Origin of the sequence: Rheinheimera metallidurans, from assembly GCF_036983985.1 — a bacterium.
GTDB classification, from domain to species: domain Bacteria; phylum Pseudomonadota; class Gammaproteobacteria; order Enterobacterales; family Alteromonadaceae; genus Alishewanella; species Alishewanella metallidurans.
This window is the reverse complement of sequence record NZ_JALAHQ010000002.1, coordinates 685,943-700,111: the sequence shown is the minus strand read 5'-3', so window position 1 is coordinate 700,111 and position 14,169 is coordinate 685,943. Positions and strand designations below refer to the sequence as shown.

15 protein-coding genes are annotated in these 14,169 nt (G+C 43.7%); 3 read left to right on the top strand and 12 right to left on the bottom strand.

Features of this window, described 5'->3' with window-relative positions; genetic code table 11:
* Positions 1–8: 8 nt before the first annotated feature.
* Together MN199_RS08655 and MN199_RS08650 are read left to right on the top strand one after the other, a co-directional pair.
* The gene (locus MN199_RS08655) at positions 9–911 is read left to right on the top strand and encodes a nucleoside-diphosphate sugar epimerase/dehydratase (RefSeq protein WP_335739122.1); all 903 of its coding nucleotides are present in this window, start codon (positions 9–11) and stop codon (positions 909–911) included.
* Between the two features lie 23 nt (positions 912–934).
* A complete protein-coding gene (locus MN199_RS08650; RefSeq protein ID WP_335739121.1) occupies positions 935–1,324 on the top strand; it encodes a nucleoside-diphosphate sugar epimerase/dehydratase in 390 nt (129 codons plus the stop codon).
* Here MN199_RS08650 and MN199_RS08645 read toward each other — a convergent pair.
* Positions 1,307–2,554, bottom strand: a complete 1,248-nt coding sequence (locus tag MN199_RS08645) for a CDP-glycerol glycerophosphotransferase family protein (RefSeq protein ID WP_335739120.1) — start codon at positions 2,552–2,554, stop codon at positions 1,307–1,309. The two genes, MN199_RS08650 and MN199_RS08645, sit on opposite strands and share 18 nt — an antisense overlap.
* 82 nt (positions 2,555–2,636) lie before the next feature.
* On the opposite strand from MN199_RS08645, the gene MN199_RS08640 reads away from it, so the two are divergent.
* On the top strand, positions 2,637–4,097 hold the full coding sequence (locus tag MN199_RS08640) for a glycosyltransferase (RefSeq protein WP_335739119.1): 1,461 nt from the start codon (positions 2,637–2,639) through the stop codon (positions 4,095–4,097).
* Here MN199_RS08640 and MN199_RS08635 read toward each other — a convergent pair.
* The 11 genes from MN199_RS08635 to pseG all read right to left on the bottom strand — a co-directional run bounded on the left by MN199_RS08635 (position 4,048) and on the right by pseG (position 14,169).
* Positions 4,048–5,232 carry a phosphonoacetaldehyde reductase gene (locus MN199_RS08635; protein WP_335739118.1) on the bottom strand — a complete coding sequence of 395 codons (1,185 nt, stop codon included), beginning with the start codon at positions 5,230–5,232 and terminating at the stop codon, positions 4,048–4,050. The two genes, MN199_RS08640 and MN199_RS08635, sit on opposite strands and share 50 nt — an antisense overlap.
* A complete protein-coding gene (gene aepY, locus MN199_RS08630; RefSeq protein ID WP_335739117.1) occupies positions 5,219–6,349 on the bottom strand; it encodes a phosphonopyruvate decarboxylase in 1,131 nt (376 codons plus the stop codon). The genes MN199_RS08635 and aepY overlap by 14 nt, the downstream gene beginning before the upstream one ends.
* The gene (aepX, locus tag MN199_RS08625; RefSeq protein WP_335739116.1) at positions 6,350–7,651 is read right to left on the bottom strand and encodes a phosphoenolpyruvate mutase; all 1,302 of its coding nucleotides are present in this window, start codon (positions 7,649–7,651) and stop codon (positions 6,350–6,352) included.
* Between the two features lie 119 nt (positions 7,652–7,770).
* Entirely contained in the window at positions 7,771–8,493 is a 723-nt protein-coding gene (locus MN199_RS08620; protein ID WP_335739115.1) for an SDR family NAD(P)-dependent oxidoreductase, read from the bottom strand.
* On the bottom strand, positions 8,493–9,818 hold the full coding sequence (locus tag MN199_RS08615) for an AMP-binding protein (protein WP_335739114.1): 1,326 nt from the start codon (positions 9,816–9,818) through the stop codon (positions 8,493–8,495). Before MN199_RS08615 ends, MN199_RS08620 begins: the two co-directional genes overlap by 1 nt.
* Before the next feature lie 2 nt (positions 9,819–9,820).
* Positions 9,821–10,078 (bottom strand): acyl carrier protein, encoded by a 258-nt coding sequence (locus tag MN199_RS08610; protein WP_335739113.1) that lies wholly within the window; start codon positions 10,076–10,078, stop codon positions 9,821–9,823.
* Between the two features lie 27 nt (positions 10,079–10,105).
* Positions 10,106–10,696, bottom strand: a complete 591-nt coding sequence (gene pseH, locus MN199_RS08605) for a UDP-4-amino-4,6-dideoxy-N-acetyl-beta-L-altrosamine N-acetyltransferase (RefSeq protein ID WP_335739112.1) — start codon at positions 10,694–10,696, stop codon at positions 10,106–10,108.
* Entirely contained in the window at positions 10,696–11,370 is a 675-nt protein-coding gene (locus MN199_RS08600; protein WP_335739111.1) for a PIG-L deacetylase family protein, read from the bottom strand. Before MN199_RS08600 ends, pseH begins: the two co-directional genes overlap by 1 nt.
* Positions 11,367–12,056: a formyl transferase gene (locus MN199_RS08595; protein WP_335739110.1), complete on the bottom strand. Its 690-nt coding sequence runs from the start codon at positions 12,054–12,056 to the stop codon at positions 11,367–11,369. The genes MN199_RS08600 and MN199_RS08595 overlap by 4 nt, the downstream gene beginning before the upstream one ends.
* A 30-nt stretch (positions 12,057–12,086) precedes the next feature.
* Entirely contained in the window at positions 12,087–13,139 is a 1,053-nt protein-coding gene (gene pseI / locus MN199_RS08590; RefSeq protein WP_335739109.1) for a pseudaminic acid synthase, read from the bottom strand.
* Positions 13,126–14,169, bottom strand: coding sequence for a UDP-2,4-diacetamido-2,4,6-trideoxy-beta-L-altropyranose hydrolase (gene pseG, locus MN199_RS08585; RefSeq protein ID WP_335739108.1), 1,044 nt, complete (start codon positions 14,167–14,169; stop codon positions 13,126–13,128). Before pseG ends, pseI begins: the two co-directional genes overlap by 14 nt.

Here is a 14,169-nt window from a genome sequence, read left to right as displayed (position 1 = left end):
AGTGCGTGATGAAAAGAGCATTATTATTCGGCGCTGGCCCAGGCGCAGTTAACTACATAAACAACCAGAGAGAGCACTGTCAGTTTGTCGGTTTTATCGATAATGATAGCCGCAAGCACGGCACAGAGTATGCTGGTTTACCTGTTTACAATATCGAAGCATTATCGACGCTTGTTTACGATGAAATTGTAATTACCACGCAATGGGTGGCTGATGTTAGAAAGCAGCTTATCGAAGAGCTTCTGGTTGATGAAAACCGGATCGTTGTGCCGGCAAAAGAGCAGCTAAAAACGGTTCGGCCATTTGAGCATAAGCCTACTTTAGAACTCGCTCGTGTTCTGATCGCAGAATTATCAGCGCAAGCATTGCATGATAACCTGAAATTGTGGGTCGATTTTGGCACCTTACTAGGGTTAGTACGAGACGGTGATATTATCCCTTGGGATGATGATGTGGATTTTGCTATTACGACAGATGTAGCTCCGCTGTTTTCTCCCTGGCTGGCTGAACAAATGGCGAGATTGCAGGTTCCTGATGGTTGGTCCATCGACGTGTTGTGCGATGTAACTGAGCAAATCCAAAGCGTATTGCTTCGGTGGCCAAATTCTGAGCTGGTGCGACCTTTTACCGTTTCTTTCAGTGTGCGGCAAGAACAACAAGGGCAAAGCAGGCACATGCCAAGTTTGGGGATGTGGTATGCGCCAGCCAAACATTTTTCAGGTCAGGATTGGTTAAATTGGCAGGGTGTTGACGTTCCAGTGCCCATAGACAAAGAGTCCTATTTGAACTTTGTTTATGGCGATTGGCGAACGCCAAAACGTCAGATGCAGTTGACAGACTACGCAAACTTGCAAGAATCTAGTTTTGAACAGTTTAAAGCGGCTGGGTTACATTCTAAGCAAGTTTATTAATAATCTCGCGGAAGGACAGCTCTATGGCTACAAAACCACGTATTGCTTTATTCGGTGCCGGCAGCGGCGGGCTGAATGCGTATGAGTATCTTAAATGTGATTATGAACTTGTTGTTTTCGCAGATAATGACAAACGCAAACATGGCCAAATGTTAAATGGTTTTCCGATCATTTCTGCACAAGAGCTCCGTGACTTCCCTGTAGATAAGATTATTGTTGCCAGCACATACGGCTTACAGATCCACCGTCAGTTAGTATTCGAAGAGAATATTGCTCCTGAAAAAATTATACGTTTATCTGTATCCTTGCTGAAAAAAGCCAATCCTCTTTATTACGTTGCGGCTTTTACTGTTGCCGCGTTCTGGCTGTTATCGACTTTTTTATTGGCTGCAGGGTTACTGCATTGGTTGTAGCACTGATTCTAACGCTGTAATACTGTCAGTCGTTGCAAAATAGTAGTGTTTTAGCTTTTCCTGACTAAGTTTATACTCTTTTTGCCAATCATCGCTGTGGTTTAGGTAACGTTCTAATTGATTTAATAACTGGGTGAAATTCTCAGCTAGTGGGCCAGCTTCGGCTGCGAATTGCTCATAATCCGGCATAACTCCGGTAAACATCTTATATTCTTCTTGATCATACGGGATCTGGATTATCGGGCGTTGTAGCAACAAGTAATCGATCAATACACCCGAGTAGTCACTTATAAGCATGCTACAACAATCGAGCACGGTGTTTAAATCGCACTGAAAAGGCAACGCCATAATATGTGATGATTGAGCAAGATTCTGGTCAATCTCGGCTGCAGTTTGACTGACTCCTCTGTGTTGATACTCAACATAGGAGCAACTATGCCATTTCGTGATCAATAAAGTGTTGTGTTTTTCCAGCAATGCATTAAGCGCACTAATATCTTCAGTATTCAACGCGCCCATAAATTTATCCATACCTGTATCACGCCAGGTCGGAAAGTAACCAATCAAGGTTTTTCCAGTTTGTTTTAACTGCTGCCGTAGTTGAAGCTCTTCAGATGACAAATCAGGGCTTGGAGCAGTGAGTAATTGCTGATTGCGAGGCAGGTTTGCTGCAATAATATTCGCCAATGGTAGATCAAGTATCTGACTCATGTAATCAAAATGGGCTAATGTCGGGTAGGCGAGATACTTTTTATGGTATTGGCTGTTCTTGCGATACCACCAGTCATGCAGGCGGCTTAACGTATCAGTGCTTGGCCAAGGTTTAATGTTATCAAGACTTTTTAACGGCACTCCATGCCACAAGTTCAACCACTTAGCGCCTATGCCGGTAAATTCATTAATGTCTTTGAAACTGGTGTCAAATATATGCCAACTAGCTCGCAGGCTGTACCAAATACCTAACAAGCTGGTGGGATGATAACTGTTGATGCCTGCGCGAATGGCTTCTGCGCGAATTTCGGCAGAGGGAGATATCCAGATAATAGTTTGTTTTGGCCACTGACGTTTAGCTTGGAGAGCAAAATGCCGAGCATTGTCGGCAAAGCGAAGACCTTTTGAACCGCCGACAACCCAGATTTTTTTACTGCGCGGAATAAGCCAAGAAGCAATAAGTGCAGCATGATAGCGCCAATGGTAACCAAGAAATGTTAAAAACGTCTTCCAGCTCATAATAAACTCTGAAAAGTTGATTATTGTCAGTGGCATAGTAAAGTGATAACTGTATAAAATAAATAAAAATTTTGGGGTTATCATGGTTTCATTGCCGCGGGTGTCGTTGTTTGTCTTTTGTTATCAGCAAGCTGACTTTATCGAGCAGGCTGTAACTGCTGCATTAGCTCAAGATTATAGCAACCTGCAGATCATTATTTCAGATGATGCTTCATCTGATGATACTTACCGTATTATTGAATCCATTACAGCTCAATATTCTGGTCCGCATCAGTTAACGCTAAATAGAAACGATAAGAATCTGGGTATAGGTCGGCACTTTATCCATATTATGGATAATCTAGTGGATGGTGAGCTAGTTGTTGCATCCGCTGGTGATGATATTTCCACACCAAACCGGGTTAGCCGAATTGTTGAAGAATGGCTTGCTCATGGTAAGCCTGCGCTCGTTGCTCATGCGCTTGAAGAAATTAATGAGGTCGGGCATTTATTTTCAGGCAGCCGCACAGTGCAATACCGGATCCAAAAGCAACCTTATCAATGGCCACAGAGTATGGCATTGCATGACTATCTAAGAAATCCGTTTCCATTACCTTATATTGGCGCAGCTTTGGCTTACAGACGAGATGTATACATGCAGTTTGGTACTCCGACCGCCAAGCCTTGCTACGAAGATCACTTGATGTATTTCCGAGCCTTACTCAGTAACGGCGTGCATTATTTCCCGCAGGTGTTGGTGAAGTATCGCCGGCATGCGAATAATTTTACCGCAAAACCAATGAAACCTAAGCCCAGAGTGTTAAATATACCTTTGTTGTACCAGAACCTGCTGTCGGAAACGATGACGTTTGCAGCTGGTAACGTCGGTGTATTTAGGCTGCATCAACTGACAACCCAGCAATGGCTTGATTACCGAAGCGCTGTGCAGTCGGGACAAGCAAGCGCTGACGAGGCAGTGGTTGCTACGCTATGGCAGATATTAATCTGGCGTCATCGTCGCTTATTGCTTTTGAAGGGAGGTATTGGTGAGAAAGTACGGGTTTTTCGTTGCGACGCACTTCAAGTGTTATGGGCTCTGCGGTACAGGTTCGGCAATATGCACTACTTGTATCATGGTGATTTGCTAGGCGCTGATTACGCGCCGGCTCTGCGCACTATTGTATTTGGTGCAGGTACTGGTGGCGAGCGCGCGTTGGCCAATCTGAGCGGAGGGTTTCATGCTGTCGCTGTGTGCGACAATAATACCAAGCTGCACGGTGGTCAATTCTGTGGTCTGCCCGTCATCAGCCCTGTTCAATTAAAGCAGGACATCGACACTATTGATTGTATTATTGTTGCCAGCACATTCTTTCATGAGATTAAAGCTAAGCTGACGGAAGATCTAGGAATACCTGCGACAAAAATCAGCCGGGCGTCTTATGCTTGTATTACTCAACCTTACCCGTCGGGAGTCACCGCTGCACTCACTACTGCCTTAGTTATACCTATAGCATTCATTGTGGCAATAGCGCTGATAGCTCTGCTGATACTAGTGCCGTTTTAAGGAGTACTTCACTGTGCTGCAATAGTTTTAACAGATCTGAAGTCGCAAATGGCATGATAAAATTACCCGCTCTGTCAGGATGAAACATTTCATTTGTATGGCTATAAATTTGTGAGAAATTGATTTTAGCTTGCAGAGCCTCGTTCAGAGGTAGTTGTTGCAATAAGCTTTGCGCTTGTCGCAGGGTAGAACTCAAATGAGAAAGCTCTGTTGAGGATTGCACCATTTCCAGTAATGCGGGCAAGGTAAAACTACATGCAAGCCCATGGGGCAGGGCATAGTGGCTAGTGAGAGGGTAACTAATCGCGTGGGCGATAGCTGTCTTTGTTGTGCTAATTGCCAAACCAGCTAATAAACTGGCCATTTGCATTCCCTGACGAGCCGCAAAATTGGATGGGGTGATTAATACTGTTGTGAAATGAGTCGCCAACAGGGCAATAGCTTGTTTGGCATAGGCTTCACTAATGGGCGTACTGTGTTTGTTCCATAACGATTCAAGGCTATGCGATAAAGCATCTAAACCTGAATACAACGTTTCATCGATTGGCAGGCTCAAGGTTAGGCTTGCATCCAGTAATGCGATATCCGGATAAACACTGTCGCTGGTTAACGAGTGTTTTTGTTTGTGTCTGTTATCCCAAATAGTAGCGAAAGGCGTTACTTCAGAGCCAGTACCTGCAGTAGTTGGAATTAACAACAGTGGTAGCCTGGAATTCGGTTGTTTAATGCTTTTTTCTCGAAATAATTTATTTAGAGGTGAACGTTCGGTTTTAGCCAACGACTGCATTACTGCCATGGCTTTTGCTGCGTCCATGGCACTACCTCCTCCAAGGCCTATCACAGCCGCAATGGGTTGCTTTGAATAGTGGTTTATCCAGCTATCTATAGTGTCAATGTCTGGATTAGCTGTGACTTCATCTATAACTAGTAGCTTCAGTGGAGAAAGCCATTCAGCCAATTGTGCTGTTATTCCGCGTTTGGTAAAGCCTGCCGTGGTTATCAGTACGATAGAGTCTTGGGGTTTAATCTGCTCGGTAGGCAGAATTAGCTTTAAAGAAGCTAGCAAAGTTTCCTGCAAAGGCCCATTACTTATACGAATGGGTTGGTGGTGAGTCCAAATATCAGTGGTTGACATGATCAAGGTGTTCCATAAAAGCCTGCTTATTTTGTTCAGGGGTATTGTGAGGTCTAGCTAGGTTTGTTCTAGAACCACAAGCAATGCTTATTTCTAACAGATTGGGGCCAGCTGCAGCCGCACACTCTGGCCATAGCCCGTTTAATTCTTCGGCTGATGATGCCCTAAAATAGTGACGATAGCCAAGAGCTAGTGCCATCGATTGCAGATCGATATTGCCAGCAACCGTCCGCTGACCACCAACAGACTCATGAGCACAATTATTCAATACTACATGCAGCAAGTTGCTAGCTTTACTTTGCCCTATTATAGCTGCGGCACCAAGATGCATCAGCAGGGCACCATCACCGTCAAGGCAAGTGACCTTTTTATCAGGTCGTGATAGCGCAAGTCCCAGAGCTATTGAGCTGGCATGACCCATAGAACCTACCGTTAAAAAATCTCGCTGAGCTTGGCCAGCTTGTTCTCTTAATTCATAGAGTTCGCGTGAGGTCTTTCCTGTTGTCGCTATCATAGCTGTGTCAGCGTCAGATAAATCCAATAGCGTTTTAAGAGCAGCTTCTCTGCTAAACGTGCTGACGGGTGTTGTATCCTGAGCCGATTTATAACTTACGAAGGTGTCTTTATGAACCAATAATGCGACTGGACTCTGAGTCTGCTGCATTATTGTTGTTGCTTGTAAAAGCAAGTCCTGAACATCACTTTGTGCATTCAGACTAAAATACGGAACCCCTAATAGTTCCAGCATTTGTGGTGTGATCCTGCCTTGTTTTATGTGCTGCGGCTCATCTTTCACTCCGGGTTCGCCACGCCAGCCGATAACAAGCAGGGCAGGAATGCGGTAAACCTCTGCATCTGTCAGTGAGGTCAGAGGATTCACCACATTACCTAATCCAGAATTTTGCATATACACACAAGCAGGCTTACCGGTACCAAGGTAATAACCTGCCGCCATAGCTAAAGCATTACCTTCGTTTGCTGTGATGGTGTGTTGGCTTTTGGGCAAATTATCTTCTATATACGCACAGAAACTTTGTAATAAAGAGTCAGGCACTCCGGTAAAAAAGCTAATGCTAAGCTTATCCAGCTCGGTAAAAAAAACTGCTGGGCTTATCATTTACTTTCCTCCCGGGATTAACTCAAGAATTTGCTTAATAGGCATCATGTCGGCATCGGCTTCTGCTGAACGGCTATACGTCAGAATAGATTGTGCGGTTTTAACCATGGCGGGATAGGCACTGCGCAATAATTGATTTGCGTAAATTACTACATTAACACCATGAGCCATCAGCTCCTTTTCCGTCACTTTGTTATAGCTAGATGGTACTGCTACCAGAGTTTTACGATTTTCTAACTGGTTATATATTTTGCAGAAATCAAAAACTTCATCGGGCGTTTTGTCTCTACTGTGGATCATAATGCCATCTGCACCAGCATCAAGAAAAGCTTTAGCTCTTTCTATTGCATGCTCAACACCCTTACCCAAAATTAGGCTTTCAATGCGAGCAATAATCATAAAATCACGGGTAGCTTGGGCATTTTTACCTGCGCGAATTTTGGCGCTAAAGTTTTCAATACTATCTTGAGTTTGCTCAACATCAGTGCCAAATAATGAGTTTTTCTTCAAGCCGGTTTTATCTTCAATAATCACCGCAGACACACCAAGCCGTTCTAGCGTTTTTACGGTAAATACAAAGTGCTCGGTTTTACCGCCGGTGTCACCATCATAAATAATGGGTTTAGTGGTCACTTCCAGTACTTCGTTTAATGTCACCATGCGTGATGATACATCTACCGCTTCAATATCAGGCTTACCTTTTCCGGTTGAATCCGTCAGGCTGCTGCCCCACATACCATCAAATTCTTGCAAGCCATTTGGTGTATTTACTTTAGTGTTTTCAATAATTAAACCAGACAATGCGTTGTGAATATCTAAAAAACGCAGTAAGGGTTTCGCGGCTAACATGCGACGTAATGAGCGCAAACGGACATCTGGCGTAGTACCAATTTCTTTCATGGCTGCATGCAAACGGGTGGAGGAAATACCTTGGGTGTAGGGCACCTCAACGAGTTTACCGCCCCATTGTGCTAAGGCATCAATTACCCGCTGCCTCGTTTTCGCTTGCACGCCTTCTTGCCAGTCGTCGCCATGAACAACAAAATCCGGCTTTAATAGTTCTAAATTAGGCACATAATCTAAGGTGGTTTGTGGGATAACTTTACTCACCCCTTTAATGTTTTCTACTACGATTTTTCGTTGCTCAAAGGTCATAAAAGGTACTCTTTTATAACTAGCAATAGCTTGGTCCGTTAATAGGCCAACCACTACGTCACCTAATTCCGCGGCTTTTTTCAGAATATTCAAATGGCCAGGGTGAACTAAATCTGCACTCATACCGACATAAACTGTTTTAGTCATACTTATTCCAAATTTAATTAAATGATGTGCGCTAAACACTTATCGGCTTATCGGGTGAATTATTTAGTGCGTTAATTATTTAAACGCATAATGTAATTCTTAATGTCAATGGTAAGAGATTATGCCGTACTGCCGGCATCAACAGTAATTGTTGTGCCGGTAATGGCGTTGGCTTGCTCGCTTAATAGATACAACACTGCGCTAGCTGCGTCATCGGGCGTAGCTAAACGGCCCAGTGGGCTGCGCCGCTTGACGCTTTCTAACTTGTCGCCTTGCAAGCTATTAGTCATTTCTGTTTGCATATAACCAGGTGCAACACAATTTACTGTAATGCCGGCTTTGCCTACTTCGCGGGCTAATGACTTAGTAAAGCCTTCTAAAGCTGCTTTACTGGCCGCATAAACACTTAAACCATTAAAGCCAGTGCGGGCAATGATGGATGAAATATTAATAATTCGGCCAGTTTGATTAAGTAACATCGGTCTAAGTAAGTATTTGCTTAGCAAGATAGGCGCTTGAATATTGAGATTAAGTAAGTTACTTATTTCAGAGTTGTGCATTGTTGCTAGTACGCCATCATAGCCTACTGCTGCATTGTTAATAAGTGCGTAGGGTCGGCCATACTGTTTAACCATATCAGCACATAACGCTTGAATATTATCAAGCAGGCTTAAATCTATCGCGATAAAATGCAGCTGGGTATTGTGCTGTTGTAGCTGTATTAGTTTATCGCTTAGCGTTCTGGCTAGAGCTAACACTGTGTAGTTAGCTAGCAGTAGCTGCTGGCAAATAGCTAAGCCTAAACCTCGGCTAGCGCCGGTAACAATAACTAACTGACTCATTATGATTCTCTCTCTTGAGTTTGCCGGTTTAGCTTGCCGCTAGCATTAGTGGTTAACGTGCTAACAAAATTAAATCGTGTAGGTACTTGGTAGCGTAGCAACTGCTGCTGACAGTGCTGCAGTAACTGTCGTTTTATTTCTGCGTTATTTTTAGCAATATACTCAGCGCTAGTGCTGGTGCGGTTATTGACATGATTGATAACAATATCAGCTACAACCAGCTGGCCCAGTACACTGCTGGCTTTAGCATACACTTTAGTTTGCAGTACGGCGGGGTGTTGTAATAGTACTTGTTCCACTTGCTCTGGGTGCACCTTATTGCCACCAACATTAATGACGCCGCTAGCTCGACCTAAAAAAAACACTCTGTCATGCGCTATGCTAACCAGATCAGTGGTGTCAATAAAACCGTGTTCGTTTTGTAACGCCGCTAAGTGTAAATCTGATGAGCAGGGCGTTTTTAACCAAAGATGCTGCTTATCATCGATTTTAAACCTTATACCGTTTGTTTTTTCGCTTAACCAACTAACGGGAAAACCAGCTTGTTTGTCAGCAACGGCGAAGCCAACTCCAGCTTCAGTAGAAGCATAGATATGCAGTAGTTTAGCGCTGGGAAATAAAGCTGATAGTGTATCAAGCAGCACTTGATCGGCTATTTCACCACCAAGTGTTAGTTGCTGTAATGATAATGTATTTAATTGGCCGGTCATCAGTAATTGGCGCCATAACGATGGCGTTGCTGATATGGCATTAATAGCATGCTTTTGCATTAAAGCAATACGTTGCTCTGGCTCACCGATGCTGCAGTCAGTAACGATAGCGCCCGACACTATACTTTGCAGTAATACCTGCAAACCAGCAAAACGTGTGGCTTGATAGCATAGAGCCCAATGTAAGTTAGTCGTTGCTGATATTTTTATTGCACGACTTAAGCTATTAAAACTATGGTTTATCCATTTGGGAGTGCCGGTTGTGCCTGATGTTGCTAAATACCACTGAGTTTGTGCGTCATCTTCATAATTCTGTTTTAGGCTTGAAACACTAACGGGAGTATCAGTAGGCCAATGTATTGTGGATTCTGGTAATAGCAGGGTTGGCTCAGGTAGCAAGTACAGTGCGTTGCACCAGCCATCAAAAGCAATTAACGCAACACTAAAGTCATTTAGGTTGCTATATGACAAAGCAACGGTTTGTTGCTGTAAATAAGGGTGTAGCTGCCTTAGCTGCAATGCTTGCTCAATAAGCTGTACATAGCTGGTATCACGTTCATCATTTATGGCTAAAGTTTGATAATTTGCTTGTATTAGCCTTTGTAGCAGGTTCATGGCTAGTTTCCTGTACCCAGAGCTTGCCGATAAATATTGACAAATTCAGCAAAAGTACGTGGATACACGGCAATTTGCATTTGGCTAAAGGGATCTATTTCTAAATCCTCTTCTAATTGCGCCACTAACATGGCAAAACCTAAAGAATCTAACCCGCTTTGCAGCAGCACGGTGTCATCGCTAATATTTTCAATTAATTGACAGTTAGCAATAATAGCCACTTGTATTAGCGTGTTACGAATAGCTTGCTCTAATTCCATGTTGTTAACCCACTCATCTTTATTAGCCTACTCATGTTTAAATTCAATTAAATTGGCTGCAGCTACTATCTGCTTCGGTATTTTTGCTAATATGTTGCTCCGGTTTTTCCGCCAGTCTGCCAGTTGATAGTTAAAGGTCATTACGCTATAGGCTTGGTTATTTCTGACTCCAGCATAGTCACCTTGGTTGATAAGTTGATAATCAAACAGTGTATGCATTTTTATTACCGAGTGGTTAAATGATAATACCTCGGCTTGCAGTGTAAGTATGCTGTGACAACGTGCGGCATAATCAAGGGCCGCAATTTCTAATAGTAAGCCAGAACCAGGCCACACTTGCTGATCACCAATATAGCAGCCCCATTCTAAAGTACTGTCTGCGATAAGCGTAAAGTACAGCGTACCTATAGGGCGGTTATTTTGCCAAAGTATCAGGTACGTTTTTTGACTATCTTGCTGTAATTGCTTAAACCATGCTTGATGCTCAGGCCAACTTATTAAGCGGTCATTGTGCATATTCGCTCTAATATGCGGCAAATTTCGCCAGTGCCAAACCTGCTGCAGTTCATGCTGTGAAAGTGGCGTAAAGCGATTATGTAGCACATCTTTTAACTGCATTATTTTAATGTTCTTATTTCGCGTTCAACCATAAACGCCTCTGCTGCGGCTAAACCAACGCAGCTACCGCGATATCGCTGCTTTGCTGTTATGGCTTGTAACGAGCGGCTATGCGGCCATGGTCTAAGCTCCGCTTCATAACAAGTTAATGCTGCTGTTATTTGGGAAATTACACTACTAATGTCGATAAACAGATTGGGCCGAAATGCAGGGTCTGTGCCTGCGCTCCATTCAGTGCTGCTGGGCACTTCAAAACAGTATATTGCTTGCACCGATTGCTCGGGGTGTGGTCGACACGCTGTTAATACCGCTTGATAAGTAAGGCGATGGTCAATGTTGAGATCATAACCAAAATGGGTGTAAATGGTGTCAGGCTTCAAAAGTTTAAGTGCTTGCTCTAGTGTTTGCACAATATCAAGTAAGGGTACTGAATCCATTTTATTATCTGGAAAATCTAAAAAGGTAATGGATGCTGCGCCTAGTACCGACAATGCAGCATGTGCAGCAGACTGTCTAGCTTGGTGTTGTGGTGTTGCTTCTATACGAGAGTTTTCGCCATCGGCCATAAAAATGACATGAACTTTATCACCAGATTGATGATGCAACGCAATGGCACCAGCACAGCCAAGCACCTCGTCATCGGGATGAGCAGCAACAATGACAACGGTTTTCATAGCGGCTTTCCTATAAGCGGATGAAATTGCACTTTAGCCTGTAGTGTACCATCTGTACAAGGTTCCGCTTGAGTGAGTTCTAACTTCCAATTACCGTATTCTATGTATGCGTGAGGATAGTTATTCGCATCCAGCATGCGAATAAAATCATACAGTTGCTCTGGGTTTAAGTTCGGTGGCAATTCACTTTGGGCTGGAGTTCGGCGTTGAAAAATAGTGGCAGTGCCTTGTTGTGGTTGCGGTTGCGGGTTAACACTAACTATAAGGCGTATTATCTGGTAAACCAGTAGTGACGCACGCTGGTATATTTGCTGGGCCGTACCATTTAGTTCTAGCGGTACTTTTGCATAAACATCACCACTATCTAATTCACTGGTCATTTTTAGGGCAGATAGCATAGTTTTTTTATGGCCAAGACTGATTAAATTTTGTAATGGGCTACCACCTCTACCATAAGGCACGTCTGTCATATGAAAACAGACACATTGGTACTGGCTAGTAATGGCATCGGGTACATGCCAACTCCAGTGGGGAAAGAAGATATAATCAGGTTGTAATTTATCCAGTAACGCAACCGTAAGTTGTTCAGGTTGACTAATTAAATGCCAAGTGCCGGGTAATTCTGGTGCGTGAAGATGAAAAGCGTCGATATTCCAGCTTTTAGTTGTTGCTACTAGATAATTCATCGGCTGTGCTTCCTTAACGAATAACCGGCGTTAGCCTAAATGATCCCAAGTTAACGCCGTGCCTTTACTTAGGTTAACTTTAACTGGTTTGCCAAGAAATATGGGTAAGTATTTAGGCTCTAGACCAAGCCCGGGGCGCACTGAGCGTAAGTTTTCTCTGGTAAAAACATCTCCAGCTTGCATATCTTCGGCAATATACAATGAACGTCTAAATTTACGTGATGCTTGTTCTTTTTCTGTACCGCCGTAAGTCACTTTACCCAGTGCTACCGCGGCGCGTTTGCATTCTTGTACTAATGCGGAAAATTCAGCTGGCTCTAATGAAAACTCGGCATCTACACCACCCTCGGCTCTATCTAAAACAAAGTGCTTTTCAATGACAGTAGCGCCAAGTACAACACTAGCTACGGCGACACCAATTCCTGCGGTGTGATCAGATAAACCCACTTGGCAGCCAAATAGCTGAGCGAGGTGTGGAATAGTGGCTAAGTTGGCATCAATTGGCTCGGCCGGATAATGGCTGGTGCATTTTAGTAAAATTAATTCTTTACAACCATTGGCCCGTAATACTTCGACCGACTCAGCCAATTCAGATTGGCTGGCCATGCCAGTTGACATAATTACTGGCTTACCGGTTTTAGCCACCGCGGCTAACAGTGGATGATCACTATTTTCAAAGGAAGCAATTTTATAACAAGGAACATCCAGAGATTCTAAAAACGTTACCGCCGTTAAATCAAAAGGCGTGCTAAAGGCAAGCATGCCAAGTTCTTTAGCGCGGGCAAAAATAGCCTCGTGCCATTCCCATGGCGTATAAGCAATTTGATATAACTTATATAAAGAGGTGCCATGCCAGAGACTATTTTTATCTTCAATGTAAAACTCACCCGTATCAATATCGAGTGTCATAGTGTCGGCAGTATAGGTTTGTATTTTTATCGCATTTGCACCGCACTTAGCTGCGGCATCAACCATAGCTAAGGCTTTATCGAGTGATTGATCGTGGTTGCCAGATAACTCTGCGATGATAAAAGGCGGATGCTTAGCGCCAATAGCATGTTGACCCAGTTTAATGGTTGCCATCTAGTCCTCGTATTATCTGTAAAATATGTTGCACTACTAACGGCGTGCCAACGTTTGCTGGTACTACAGCTGCCGCTTTTTCGCTTATTTCATCCAACAGTGCTGGTTGAGACAGGTAGTAGCTAAGTTGCTCTGCAAAGAACTGCGCTGACATTTCAGCAGCCTGACCCAACCAAACACAAGCGCCAAGGTGGTCAAGATATGCCGTTGTCGCCTGCTGATTTTCGGCAACGGTAACAACCAGACCTGGCAGGTTACAAATACATCGTTCCCAATGACTAGCTCCACCGGCACCAAGCATGAGTCGTGCTTTATGCATTAATGTCGCCATGTAGTTGCATTGAATATGCAGCTTCACATTGGGCAGGCTCGCTACTTGTTGTTCAATCTCAGTGCGCCACGGATTATTCGCCCCAATTACTATATCGGCCGTTATCGGCGTAAGCTTTAATTGTTGTAAAGCTGCAATCGCTAAGCTGGTTAAATTTTGCTCATCACTACCGCCAAACCCAATCAGAATATGTGAATCAGAGCGCGGCTCAGTACTTTGATAAAATTCTTGACGTAACAAGGCATAGCGTGGGCCTAGCAACTGCAAGCAATGTTTTGGTAATAACCCCGCATAGCGTTGTTCTAGTTTGGGGTATAAATTCTGGTCTAACAGAATATCGCAATCGTGCGCTCTGTTCGCTAAGTCGTCGATGACCATTATCTGTTGACAACGTTGACGTAAAGCCAAACAGTAGGTTTTAGCTAGTTTATAATGATCAACGACTAATAGCTGATACTGCTGAGTAAGTTGCGCTAGTGTTTGTTTGGCATCCTTTACTTCATCTTCAGCAGTGCCAGAAAGACTAAACACCACAAAGCCTTGCTCAACAACATAATCAATTAAATTGCCGTCAGTTTGCCGACAAACAAAGTGACAGCTCATGCCTTGCTGCTGTAATGTTTTTGCTAGCGTTAAGCAGCGCATGATATGGCCAGAGCCAATGCGAATCGATGCGTCGGCGCGAAATAAGACCTTCAC